Annotated in this window: 19 protein-coding genes and 1 other RNA gene; all 20 read right to left on the reverse strand. The window is 67.4% G+C overall.

The genetic code is table 11. The features are described from left to right. Positions 1–78: 78 nt before the first annotated feature. Entirely contained in the window at positions 79–1,149 is a 1,071-nt protein-coding gene (locus ACFYQA_RS27390) for a threonine aldolase family protein (RefSeq protein WP_388923083.1), read from the reverse strand. After that, entirely contained in the window at positions 1,146–1,892 is a 747-nt protein-coding gene (locus ACFYQA_RS27395; protein ID WP_388923143.1) for an SDR family NAD(P)-dependent oxidoreductase, read from the reverse strand. The genes ACFYQA_RS27390 and ACFYQA_RS27395 overlap by 4 nt, the downstream gene beginning before the upstream one ends. Positions 1,893–1,930: 38 nt before the next feature. Continuing rightward, positions 1,931–3,892, reverse strand: coding sequence for a recombinase family protein (locus ACFYQA_RS27400; protein WP_388923086.1), 1,962 nt, complete (start codon positions 3,890–3,892; stop codon positions 1,931–1,933). Between the two features lie 201 nt (positions 3,893–4,093). Beyond that, a complete protein-coding gene (locus ACFYQA_RS27405) occupies positions 4,094–4,282 on the reverse strand; it encodes a hypothetical protein (protein ID WP_388923089.1) in 189 nt (62 codons plus the stop codon). Then, positions 4,279–5,010: an FAD-dependent thymidylate synthase gene (gene thyX, locus ACFYQA_RS27410; RefSeq protein WP_388923146.1), complete on the reverse strand. Its 732-nt coding sequence runs from the start codon at positions 5,008–5,010 to the stop codon at positions 4,279–4,281. The genes ACFYQA_RS27405 and thyX overlap by 4 nt, the downstream gene beginning before the upstream one ends. A gap of 81 nt (positions 5,011–5,091) precedes the next feature. After that, positions 5,092–5,397 (reverse strand): hypothetical protein, encoded by a 306-nt coding sequence (locus tag ACFYQA_RS27415; RefSeq protein WP_388923091.1) that lies wholly within the window; start codon positions 5,395–5,397, stop codon positions 5,092–5,094. Further along, a complete protein-coding gene (locus ACFYQA_RS27420; protein ID WP_388923094.1) occupies positions 5,398–5,697 on the reverse strand; it encodes a hypothetical protein in 300 nt (99 codons plus the stop codon). Continuing rightward, positions 5,691–5,948 (reverse strand): hypothetical protein, encoded by a 258-nt coding sequence (locus tag ACFYQA_RS27425; protein WP_388923097.1) that lies wholly within the window; start codon positions 5,946–5,948, stop codon positions 5,691–5,693. Before ACFYQA_RS27425 ends, ACFYQA_RS27420 begins: the two co-directional genes overlap by 7 nt. Then, entirely contained in the window at positions 5,945–6,445 is a 501-nt protein-coding gene (locus tag ACFYQA_RS27430; protein ID WP_388923100.1) for a hypothetical protein, read from the reverse strand. Before ACFYQA_RS27430 ends, ACFYQA_RS27425 begins: the two co-directional genes overlap by 4 nt. A gap of 37 nt (positions 6,446–6,482) precedes the next feature. Further along, positions 6,483–6,683 (reverse strand): hypothetical protein, encoded by a 201-nt coding sequence (locus ACFYQA_RS27435; protein WP_388923102.1) that lies wholly within the window; start codon positions 6,681–6,683, stop codon positions 6,483–6,485. Positions 6,684–6,687: 4 nt separating this feature from the next. Beyond that, positions 6,688–7,272 carry a hypothetical protein gene (locus ACFYQA_RS27440; protein ID WP_388923105.1) on the reverse strand — a complete coding sequence of 195 codons (585 nt, stop codon included), beginning with the start codon at positions 7,270–7,272 and terminating at the stop codon, positions 6,688–6,690. Beyond that, a complete protein-coding gene (locus ACFYQA_RS27445; protein WP_388923108.1) occupies positions 7,269–7,742 on the reverse strand; it encodes an HNH endonuclease in 474 nt (157 codons plus the stop codon). The genes ACFYQA_RS27440 and ACFYQA_RS27445 overlap by 4 nt, the downstream gene beginning before the upstream one ends. A gap of 110 nt (positions 7,743–7,852) precedes the next feature. Continuing rightward, positions 7,853–8,596 (reverse strand): DUF2786 domain-containing protein, encoded by a 744-nt coding sequence (locus ACFYQA_RS27450; protein ID WP_388923111.1) that lies wholly within the window; start codon positions 8,594–8,596, stop codon positions 7,853–7,855. A 17-nt stretch (positions 8,597–8,613) separates the two neighbouring features. After that, an RNA gene (locus ACFYQA_RS27455) (hammerhead ribozyme type II) lies at positions 8,614–8,681 on the reverse strand. A 16-nt stretch (positions 8,682–8,697) separates the two neighbouring features. Next, positions 8,698–9,138, reverse strand: a complete 441-nt coding sequence (locus ACFYQA_RS27460; protein WP_388923114.1) for a hypothetical protein — start codon at positions 9,136–9,138, stop codon at positions 8,698–8,700. 261 nt (positions 9,139–9,399) lie between these two features. Beyond that, the gene (locus ACFYQA_RS27465; protein WP_388923117.1) at positions 9,400–9,630 is read right to left on the reverse strand and encodes a hypothetical protein; all 231 of its coding nucleotides are present in this window, start codon (positions 9,628–9,630) and stop codon (positions 9,400–9,402) included. Positions 9,631–9,710: 80 nt separating this feature from the next. Then, on the reverse strand, positions 9,711–10,121 hold the full coding sequence (locus ACFYQA_RS27470) for a hypothetical protein (RefSeq protein WP_388923120.1): 411 nt from the start codon (positions 10,119–10,121) through the stop codon (positions 9,711–9,713). 98 nt (positions 10,122–10,219) lie between these two features. Further along, the gene (locus ACFYQA_RS27475; RefSeq protein WP_388923122.1) at positions 10,220–10,639 is read right to left on the reverse strand and encodes a hypothetical protein; all 420 of its coding nucleotides are present in this window, start codon (positions 10,637–10,639) and stop codon (positions 10,220–10,222) included. A gap of 30 nt (positions 10,640–10,669) precedes the next feature. Then, positions 10,670–10,813, reverse strand: a complete 144-nt coding sequence (locus ACFYQA_RS27480) for a hypothetical protein (RefSeq protein ID WP_388923125.1) — start codon at positions 10,811–10,813, stop codon at positions 10,670–10,672. An 86-nt stretch (positions 10,814–10,899) separates the two neighbouring features. Then, the gene (locus ACFYQA_RS27485; RefSeq protein ID WP_388923128.1) at positions 10,900–11,112 is read right to left on the reverse strand and encodes a hypothetical protein; all 213 of its coding nucleotides are present in this window, start codon (positions 11,110–11,112) and stop codon (positions 10,900–10,902) included. Positions 11,113–11,212: the final 100 nt, after the last annotated feature.

Raw genomic sequence — 11,212 nt, forward strand, 5'->3', positions numbered from 1 at the left:
GGTATACACCCGACCGAAGATCAATGCATTTTCGGTCGGGTGTATACCTACGCGATGACTTCGGCTGCGTGACGGCCGCTAGCGGGCCATCTCCTCCTTGAGGGCCGCCACGAACGTGTCCACGTCGTCCTCGGTGGTGTCGAAGGCACACATCCAGCGGACGTCGCCCGCGGCCTCGTCCCAGAAGTAGAAGCGGAAGCGCTTCTGCAGGCGCTCGGTCACGGCGTGCGGCAGGCGGGCGAAGACGGCGTTGGCCTGGACCGGGTGGAGGATCTCCACACCGTGCACGGCGCGCACGCCCTCGGCGAGGCGCTGGGCCATCTCGTTGGCGTGCCGGGCGTTGCGCAGCCACAGGTCCCGCGCGAGCAGGGCCTCCAGTTGCACCGAGACGAAGCGCATCTTGGACGCGAGCTGCATGGACAGCTTGCGCAGGTGCTTCATATGGCTGACGGCGTCCTGGTTCAGCACCACGACCGCCTCGCCGAACAGGGCACCGTTCTTGGTGCCGCCCAGGGAGAGCAGGTCGACGCCGGCCGCGTGGGTGAAGGTGCGCATCGGCACGTCCAGGGTGGCGGCGGCGTTGGCCAGCCGGGAGCCGTCGACGTGCACCTTCATCCCGTGGGCGTGCGCGTGCTCGCAGAGGGCGCGCATCTCGTCCGGCGTGTACACCGTGCCCAGTTCGGTGGCCTGGGCGATGGACACCACCTGTGGCATCGCGCGGTGCTCGTCCTCCCAGCCGTACGCCTGCCGGTCGATCAGCTCGGGGGTGAGCTTGCCGTCGGGGGTGGGCACGGTGAGGAGCTTGATCCCGCCGACGCGCTCCGGCGCCCCGCCCTCGTCGACGTTGATGTGCGCGCTCTCGGCGCAGATCACGGCGCCCCAGCGGTCGGTGACCGCCTGGAGCGCGACGACGTTGGCGCCGGTGCCGTTGAAGACCGGGAAGGCCTCGGCGGTGGGTCCGAAGTGGCTGCGGATCACCTGCCGGAGGTTCTCCGTGTACGCGTCCTCGCCGTACGCGACCTGGTGCCCGCCGTTGGCCAGGGCCAGGGCGGCGAGCACCTCCGGGTGGGCCCCGGCATAGTTGTCGCTGGCGAAACCGCGGACGTCCGGGTCGTGATGGCGGCGTGCGTCGGTCCGGGGTGGGTTCACGGCTTCTCGGTCAGCCACAGACGTTTTCCGTTCAACTCCGCGGCGGGCCTGTCCCAGACGCCGGCGATCGCTTCGGCGAGATCCTTGACGTCCGTGAAACCCGCGAACTTCGCGTTGGGGCGGTCCGCACGCATCGCGTCGTGCACCAACGCCTTCACCACCAGGATCACAGCCGCCGATGTCGGCCCCTGCTCGCCCCCCGCCTTGCGGAAGTAGTCGCCCATGGCCAGCGTCCACGCCTCGGCGGCGGCCTTGGCGGCGGCGTAGGCGGCGTTGCCCGCGGTGGGCTTGCTGGCGCCGGCCGCGCTGATCAGGACGTACCGGCCGCGGTCGCTGCGCTGCAGCCCCTCGTGGAAGGCCAGCGAGGTGTGCAGCACGGTGCGGACCAGCAGCAGCTCCAGCAGGTCCCAGTCGTCCACACTGGTCTTGGTGAAGGTCTCGCTGCCACGCCAGCCGCCGACGAGATGGACCAGGCCGTCGACCCGGCCGAACTCCTTCTCGGTGCGCGCGGCCCACGCACGGGTGGAGTCAGGATCGAGCAGGTCGACCGTGTCACCGGTGACGGTGGCACCGCCGTGCGCGTAGCGCGCCGCGTCCACGGCCTCCGCCAGCCGCTCCGGATCGTTGTCGGAGCCGACGACGGTCGCCCCCGCCTCGGCCAGCCTGAGCAGTGTCGCCCGCCCCGCGGGTCCCCCCGCGCCGGCCACCGCGATCACCGCACCGTCGAGCGCCCCGTTCCCCATGGTCCTCACCTCCTGAGCAGTGGTGTGAACGAGATCGCTCACGCGGCGATCCGTTCGGCGCTGTCCGACGTGATGCCCCGGGTGGAAGTAATACGCTCGCCCGCTTCAGTTTTCACGTCATCCTCCACCGAATCGTCAATCACACCGTAGATCTTCATTGGGGGCAGAGTGTAGCCATCCGGGGCAGGGACCCCCTCGTACGGGCCGAGGGCCTCCAGGGCTGCCGCGTACATCCCGTCCATGAACCAGCGGCGACCGAGCCGGTAGAAGAAGCCCCAGCCCTTGCCGCCCATGCGTTCGTCGCGGTCGTAGTCGTGCCAGCCCCTCTTCTCCCGCAGCTTCTCCAGGAGCATCTCGAAGCACCCCCGGTCCTCCATCTTGGGCTTGCGTCCTCCTGCCAGGATGCTCTCGACTCGCCCCCACTGCTCGTCGGAGACTCCGGCCGGTATGAGGATCTTGCTCTCGCGGTGCCACTCCAGCATCGGGTCCTTGGTCCCGCCCTTCTGCCCGGACACGCTGTCACCGACGATGTCGACGCGGATACGCAGGAGCTCCAGGACGCCCTTCTTGTCGGCCTTGCTCAGGCCCTGCACGTTGGCGCCGACACGGTCGATCATCTCGCGCATGCCGTCGGCCCGCTCCTCCTTGTGCTCGACGTCCTCCAGCCACTCGGTGATGCGCTCCTGCTCCTCGCGAAGCTCCCTCTCCTTGCCGGCGATCTCCTCCTTCAGCTCGTCGATCAGCTTCTGGTCCTCCTCGTCGTCGTCATCGAGGGTGGCGACCAGCATCGCGATCTTCTTGCGTCGGCTGACGCGCAGGCGGTTCAGCCTGTCGTCGATCTCCTTCAAGCGGGCCCGGTAGGACGCCGCACGGTCGGGGACGCTGCCCAGCCACTCATCGACGAGCCCCTTGATCTTGTCGGGGTCAGTCAGGAGCTCTTCAACCTGGCCCCAGACGATCGCCTCGGTCTCCGCGCCGTCGATCTGCTTGCAGGTGTGCCCCTCGGCGGCCGTGGCGAGGTTGGAGCAGCGGTAGACGAAGTCGTCCTGGGTGGTGCGGCTGACGCCGTACCGGGAGTGCCCGCAGATGCTGACCAGGTGGCCTGAGAGCAGGTGGTTGGAGTAAGAGGTCCGGGGAGCACCCTTCAGGCTGTCCAGGGCCGCTTCCAGGGCCTTGCGCCGGTCTTCCGGCATGAGCTGAGGCAGGTCCACCCGGTAGGAGGTGCTGATCTCCTCCCCGTCCTCGTTCATGCCGGAGAAGGTGAAGTCGACGTACCCGCGGACGGCCAGGCGCAGGCGGAGGACCAGGTTGTTGCCCTCCCAGAGCTTCCCGGTGCGCGTGCGGTACTTCAGCTCGTTGAGCTCCTTGGCCGTCCCACCCCGACCCATCCGCTTGTCGACCAGCAGCTCGGCGGCCTTGATGACCACCTTCTGCTCTTCGGGGTTGATGACGACCTCGCCGTCGTCGTCGAGCATGTAGCCGTAGGGCGGGGCGCCGGACGCCCAGCCGCCCCCGGCGATCTTCTGGATACGTCCACCCATCGTCCGCTCCAGGATGAGGGCGTGCTCGACCTCGGCCATGTACGCCAGGAGGGAGAGCTGGATTCCGAACATGTCGTCGTTCGAGTCGATGCGGCCGTCCGCGGTGGCGACGCGCACCCCGTTGTCGGTGACGTCATACACCCATCGGTGGATGTTCTTCATCGTGCGGCCGATGCGGTCGAGCTTGGCGAAGACGACAACGTCGATCAGGCTGGCCTCAATGTCAGCGGTGAGGCGGTCCAGCTCCTCGCGGTGGGCGAGCTTGCCGGACACTCCCCCGTCGGTGTAGACGTCCACGATGGTGTGCGGTGTGCCCTTGAGCTGGTAGTCGACCCACGCCCGGCACCGCTCATCTTGCACATCGAGGCCGTAGCCGTCGAGCTGCTTGGATGTAGAGACGCGCAGGTAGATAGCTACGCGCAGCTTCTTACGCTGACGCGGCAGTGTCTTGGTTGCCATGGTTCCCCTCAGTTCAATTTGCACAGTACGCACGAAGCCCCCCGAACCTGAGCAGTTCGGGGGGCGTTGCGCGCCGTGTGTAACATTAGCTGTTTCGTTCATCCTTGACCACCGGCCCGAGGAGGATGCGGGCGAGTCGCTCCCGCTCGGCCGGCGTCCACTTCGTCCTGCGCCACTCGACGCTCACGATCGGGCTGTTGCTCACTGGTGGCGCCCCTCCTCAAGGCGGGCGATCTGGTTCAGCGCGTCCTCGTAGTTCCCGGCCTCCTGGAGGAGGAGCAGGCGGAGGTCGGCGAGCTTGTTGCGTGCCCAGAGGGGCAGCACCTTCTCTCGCTCGCTGTTGAAGATGGTCGGGTAGCGCTCGATCAGGAGCCGGGGGCGGTAGCTCACGGCGCCACCCGGCCGTTCGCGTTGTAGGCGGCGTACGTGATGGGCATCAGCTCGGCGAGGTGGTCTTCCATCTTCTCGGCGACCATCTCGATCTCCCGCTGCGGGAACGAGGGGAACGCTGCACTATCACTCTTGGTGCGCAGGCCGAGGAAGTGCATCAGGCTGCGGGCGTTGCAGGTGGCGTAGTAGGAGGTGAAGATGCCCACCGGCAGGACCATGCGGGCGACCTCCTTGGCTACGCCCTGATTCAGCAGGCCCACGTAGTCCATGTAGGCGTCCTCGTAGGCACTGGTCAGGGTGTGCTCGACGAGGCGGTGCTGGTAGTCGGTGCCCGACTCGAAGGTGTAGGCGCCGGGCTTGCCCACCTGCTTCAGGGGGCGGTCCTTGGCCGGCACGTAGAAGACGGGTCGCAGCTCCCTGTAGCGTCCCGACTCCTCGTTGTACGAGTGGCCAGAGCGGTGACGAAAGTGCTCGCGCGCCACGAAGAGCGGCGCCTCGATGTAGAACGTGAACGAGGTGTGCTCGAAGGGGCTGCCGTGCTTGTCCCGCATCAGGTAGTTGATCAGGCCCTTGTCGCGGCTCAGGTCGACGATCTCGTCGTGGGAGCCCCCGATAGTGGAGACGCGGGCCGCGGTGGCGACGTCAGAGTCAGTGGCGCTGGCCTTGACGAGCTCGACGGTGACGTTGCTGCGGATCTCGACGGTGGTCACTGGGTGGGGTCCTCTCAGTAGGCGGGGAAGGCAGTCAGTGCGCCGAACGCGCAGGCGATGCCCAGGACGATCAGGGAGTAGACGAGGAAGGTCTTGAGCTCAGGCCACATCGGCGTGCTCCTCGTACTTGTGGAGCTCACCTACGTGGTGCACGCGGGTGCCGTGGTGGTACTCCAGCCACTTCAGCGTCTCCATGAGGTGGCCGGCCTCCCGACTCAGGCCGAGGCCGGTGTGGAAGACCCGCTTCGGGCGCCGGCCGCGCAGGTTGGCCCAGGCGGCGACCCCGTGGAGGGTGAAGACGTTGTCCCGGTTGAACTCGGGGTACGGGCGGGCCTGGTGGCGTCCGTAACAGATGAGGATGTCGTCGTCGTTGACCGGGTCGAGCGGTCCGATGTTCAGCGTCACTTACACACCAACCTCTCCGAGAAGGGCCAGGGCCTCGCGCGTCGAGGCCCGCAGTCGCTTGACCTCGTCACCGAGGCGTACGGCCTCGTATCCGGAGGCGCAGTGGCCGGCCCGGCAGATGTCGACCTCGTTCTTCAGGGCGTGGAGCTCGCCCACGAACCCGCCCACCTCGGGTGCCGGCTCGGCCTCCTCGAAGACGATCGAGCTCGCCTTGATGGCGTCGATGTCCACCTCGCCGGCCCGCCTCGTCTCCTCGGCGATGCGCTGGCCCTCCTGAATCCAGTCCCATCCGTTCACCACTGTCCGACCTCCTCGGTCATCCGGTTCTCGACTCGGTTCTCGTACGACGACCGCGACTCAGACGTCAGGTGCCAGCCTCCGAAGTCGCAGGCGTAGACGCGGTGCTCCAACTTCAGTCCGCGGCGTGTGCCGCTCGTGTCCGCTCGCCGGGTTCGCTTGGCCTGTGCTCGGCCGAGCGCCTTCTCTGCGTTGTGCCGGTCGATGAAGTCCCGCTTCACGCCGCACTCGCACGGCTTCCAGTTGCAGGTCATAGCTCGTTCACACCCTTCGCTCCGCCCGTCTTGCGGGTCGTCTTCTTCTTGGCCTTGATGCTCGGGTCGTCCTTGACGAACTTCGAGCAGTCGCACTCGGCCCGGTGGCACTTGCCCCGGCTGGCTCCTTCGATCGCGTGATTGGTCGGGCTGTGCCCGCACTCTGGGTTCCAGCAGTAGCCGGGCCATGAGGTCTTGCCGTCGTGGTTGGCGAGGATGATCCCGGAGGACGTCAGCGGGATGACTCGGCCGGTGCCTCCGAAGCTCATCTTCTTCGCGAAGCTCTCCGCCTCGGCGAGGGCGCCGAAGGGGCCCATGTTCAGGCCCTTGGTGCCGTCAGCCCAGACGTGGGTCAGGACGAACAGGTCCCGCATCTGGACGATCTCGGCGACCTCCTTGATCAGGGCCTTCGCCATCTGCTCGGGCCCCTCGAAGGTGGGGTCTTCGAGCAGGTCGACCACTCGCTTGATCTCGTGTGCCCTCGCGGTGATCCTCACTGGTACTCCCTCCTCTCATTCAGCGCCACTTGCACAGTCAGTCGGTTTCGATGACCCGCGCTCCGTAGCGACGGGTGTTCACGTAGGTGTAGACGTTCCAGGTGGTGCCGACCGGCTTGGCCAGGTCGACCCAGTCACCGAGGAGCTTGACCACCCAGCTCCCCCGCTTGTCTAGGATCTCGACTGCCGTACCATCAGGCAGTGCGTCGAGCTCCCGTATCGTGCTGACGTCAGTCACACTATCACGCTCGCGACAGTTGCACAAGATCCGCCACGCCGTACAGCTTCAGGTGCAAGTCCCGCACCGCACCGTCGTTGACCAGGGTGTGGTCGTAGACCCAGCCATCCAGGGCCACCTCGCTCTCGTGGACCCGGCCGAGCTTGTCCCTCGCCGGACCCACGCCGGGCCTCTCGACCCGGATCATCAGGCCGCCCCGCTCGACCACTGCTCGAGCCTCGTTGGGGAAGCGGCAGTCCGTGACCACCAGGGCTGGGGTGTCAGCGTGCTCACGGAACAGGGCGTCGACCCACACGTCGGTGCCGAGAACCTTCCGGCCTGCCTCCGTGCCGGCCCGCTGGAGCAGGGCCCGAACCTCGGGGTACGTCGTCTTCGCGTAGTCCCAGCCGGCCGCGTCGACCAGCTTCCGCAGGCGCAGGTTCCCAGCACCCCAGTGGCCGGGGATCAGGGGGTCCAGGGCCAGCAGGAATTCCTTCAGCTTGTCGGCGAAGGCCGCCCGGCTCCAGCCGTACTGCACCAGGGCCTCGGCCGCCGCATCCTTCCCGCTGCGGGCGTAGCCCGCCAGTCCGATGATCAGCTTGTCACTCATGCCGCCACCCCCACAGTCTGGGCGAGCTCGGCCGGGGAGAACTCGAAGTAGGGCTGGTTGCTCAGGTGCCGCACCTCCAGGTGCGAGAGACGCACGCACAGCTTCTCGCCGCACACCGGCACGACCTTGACCTTCTCGGGCAGTCCGCCGAAGTGGAGCTGCCACGCGACGCGGGCGGCGGTCTGGTTGTAGCCGTCGTGCGCGCACTGGCCGTAGCCACTGTTGATCACGCTGCCCTCCCACCACCAGTGGTCGTGCGTCTTCTGGACGCGGGAGTAGAAGCGCTCCTCGTCGGTGCTGCCCACGCCATGGATCGGCTCGGCCCTCGTGGCGCCCGGAGTGTACGGGCGGATCGGGGTGTCCTTGCCGACGTGCCCCCACCGGAGCACCCTGTCCCCGTGGGTCCAGCACAGCCTGGTTACCTGGCTCTTCACGTCGTTCTTGCACTGCTCGCCGGCAGTGCTGGTCACGATGCACTTCACTGGGTACCTCCTGTCATGGCGGCTTGGCATCATCAGGGCGGGGGCAGCCATCCCTCGCCAACCTCCCTTCGGAGGTTTCGCCTTGAGTCACTTGCACACTAGCGGCTGAGCGCCTTGGGTCGGTTGCCGCTCAGGTGGCCCCGGCCCAGGTCGGCGCGCTCCCCCGCGGCCCGTCCGTCCCCCCAGCCGGTGCCGGTCAGGCGGCGGCTCGGGGCGGTCTTGATCTTGGGGTGGGCCCGCTTGAAGAAGGCCGCCACGGCCTCCTCGCGCTTCACCAGGACCAGCTCGGCGCCAGCGGTGCCGGCCTCCCGAGTGGCGTCACGGAGGGCCGACTCCTCGGCCTCGTCGAGGCGGTTGCGCACCGAGCTGGCGAACCCTGCGAGCCAGCTCTTGCGGTAGGCGATGGTCGACTCGCCGTACTGCGAGCGGGCGTGCTGCACGCCGTTCAGGGCCTGGAGCTGGAGGGAGGAGAACAGCAGCTCGATCCGGCTCAGCGTCGACTCGTGGGCGTAGACCCTGACCCTGCGGTACCGCTTACGGGTCAGCGGGTCGGTCAGGGACCAGTACACGTTCCGCGCGCCGAGCGCGTGGGCTATCGCGAAGAGCAGGGACGAGCGGTCCGCCATGTACTTGCCCTTGACGTTGAAGGTGCGCTCCCCGATCTTGTCCGTCTCCGGCTTGGCGTCGGCGAGCATCGCCTGCTCGATCCCGTACTCGGCCATCAGCTCGGCCGCCTTCGCGAAGTACAGCTCGGCCTCCTCGGGCAGGGCGGCCGGGTCCTCGGCCTTGGCGAGGAGCGCCTTGATCTTGGCGAGCTTGGGGTGGGTCTGGATCTGGGTCATGTGATTCACCTCTGCGGATCTGGCTTGGCATCGTCAGGGCGGGGGCAGCCATCCCTCGCCGACCTCCCTTCAGGAGGTTTCGCCTTGTCACACTTGCACGGTCAGGTCGTCTCGCGGTGCCCGTCGAAGCAGTAGATGTAGGTGGTGTTGCCGACCTTCGCCCAGCACAGACGGTGGCCCCAGACGGTGCCCCAGTACTCGCGCTTCAGCTTCTGGTTCTCCTGCTTCCACGCCTTGCGCTTGGCCGGGCTGTTCAGCTTCGGGTCCAGGTACTTCACGTTCCCGGCGCGGTCCACCCAGTACGAGTAGCCCTTACCGTTCCCGCGCTTGGCCGCATCCCAGTAGCAGTTCCGGTCGTCGGAGTCATCCCTGCACGGCCGCGTCGGCAGGACGGGCGTCGGCACGTACTGCGTCTTGCTCGCCTTCGCGGTCGGCTTCCAGTCGGCGGCCTCGGCCGGCGAGCTGAAGAGCAGGGAGCTTCCCAGGGTCAGGAGCAGGAGGGTCAGGACGGACTTCGTTGCGAGCTTCGCGGCGTGCTTCATGGTGTGTCTCCTCTTCGGGGGTGGCCCACGGCGGGCCCTGGTGCTCGGGGTCGTACGGTGCGTAGATGTAGGACTTCAGGAGGGGGGTCTTGCCGGGGGGTGCCTGCCGGTAGATCCATGCGGCCTGGTAGGCGTCGGCCAGGAGGGCAACCCCCCACTTGACCATCTGGCTGTAACTCAGCCCGGCCATCCGGAGCGTTCGGATGTGGCGGATCAGCTCGCCGTCGACCCTCGCGCTCAACTGCCGGGGCAGCTTCTCGCTCACGCGGCCAGCTCCGCGAGGATGTCCTCCCCGAAGGGGGTGATCTCGCCGTCGTGGGTCAGGTAGCCCGCGTGGATCAGCTCGCTGGCGGTCCGGCCGTACGAGCCCTGGAGGGTCCAGGCCATGCCGCTGCGGACCAGGATGGAGAACAGGTCCAGCGTCTCGCTGTCGCCGAGCTGGCCCTCCTCGTAGGTGATCAGGTCGATGGCGATGTCCTTCATGCGTCCCATGTCTGTGCTCCTTGCGTAGGGTTGGGGGGTGGGGCGGGGCCGATCTCACCTCGGCCCCGCCCTGTCTCACTGCCGGTGGATCAGGCGGCGGTCTCGACCTCGGAGAGAAGGTTGGAGACCAGGCGGAAGGCGATCTGGAAGAGCGCGGTCTCGGCCCATCCTTCGAGGGACGTGTCGGTCGGGGTGCCGATCTCGGTCCGGTCCTCGCGGTAGGCGGCCAGGTCGACGAACTGGCGCCAGCGCTCGGGGGTGTCCAGGCTGGCCGCACCGTCGGCGACCGCGTCCTGGATCACCTCGCGGTTCCAGTGGACGATCTCGGCGAGGCTGTCGTCCGACTCCTTCAGGAGCTTCTCGATGTGCTCGATCGTCTCGTCGCGCACCCTGACCAGCAGCTTCGAGCCCGCGCTCTCCGCGTCGTCGGTGGCGGGGACCTCCGCGACCGTGGCCAGGTGGTACGTGGAGTACTTCTTGATTCCTTCGATGATGTTCATCAGCTACACCTTCACAGTTGGGTATTTGGTGGGGGCCGGAGTTCCCGGCCCCTCTTCGCTGTCGCTACAGTATCACAGCTTGCGCAGGTTGCACAACCTCAGCCGTAGCGGACCTCGTCGAAGCAGGCGACCTGGACCAGGACGTCAGCCGTGCCCGCGTCGATGTGCGCGGCGTCGATCCCGTCCTTCTCGTCGCGGTCGAGCCAGGACTGGACTACGTAGCCGTGGTACTCCTGGTTCACGTACTCCTGGTCGAGGTCGAGGAGCCTGCTGTACGCCTCCCGGACGTCGTCGGCGCTCAGGTAGTGGACCGCGTCCACCTCACGCTCGTCCCCGAAGTACGGGTCGGCGCCAGTGCCTTCGGCGATGGTCCACGCCTTGCCTTCGGGCAGGCCGGCGAACTCCTCGTCGGTCGGCTGCGTCGCCCAGTAGGTGATGCCACCCTCGCTCGCGATGTCGATGATGTCTTGCGCTGCCTGGTCGGTCACGTACGTCTTGATCTGCTCGATGCTGGGCATTCTCGGGCGTCCTCTCGGATGTGTGGGTGGTCAGGCGTTGGCGGCGATGCGGGCCACCGCGGGGGTGCCCTCGTACTTGTTGTGCCGGACGTGCTTGCGTGCGAGCGTCGTCTCTCGGTCCTTGCGCTTCGAGTCGCGGACGTGGGCGTCGTGGATGCGGAACTTGGGGGTCACTTCGGTACTCCTTGCGTCTCGTGGCTTGGCATCGTCAGGGCGGGGGCAGCCATCCCGCGCCAACCCCCGAAGGGGTTTCGCCTCGGTCAGTGCTGCATGACCTCTTCGATCTCGCGCTCCAGGCCCTCGAAGCCGTCGTCGTCCAGTGCCGCGAGCTCGTTCTCCAGGTCGTCATGGAGGTCGTCCTCGTCCAGCTCGGCCAGCTCGGCGACGGTGACGCCCTTCAGCGCGGCCATCTCCTCGTCGCTCAGCTCACGCTCGTGGGTGCTGATCTCGGTCCAGCGCACGGTGTAGGTCATGACTTCTCCGTAAGTTGTTAGGTGGCCCGGGAGGGCCGGGTGTGGCTTATGGCTTCTTGCCTTCAGTGGCTTCCGAGGAGTGGCCGCCCGGCCCTCCGGG

It is taken from the genome of Streptomyces sp. NPDC005774, from assembly GCF_042871645.1.
Taxonomy (GTDB): Bacteria; Actinomycetota; Actinomycetes; order Streptomycetales; family Streptomycetaceae; genus Streptomyces; species Streptomyces pratens.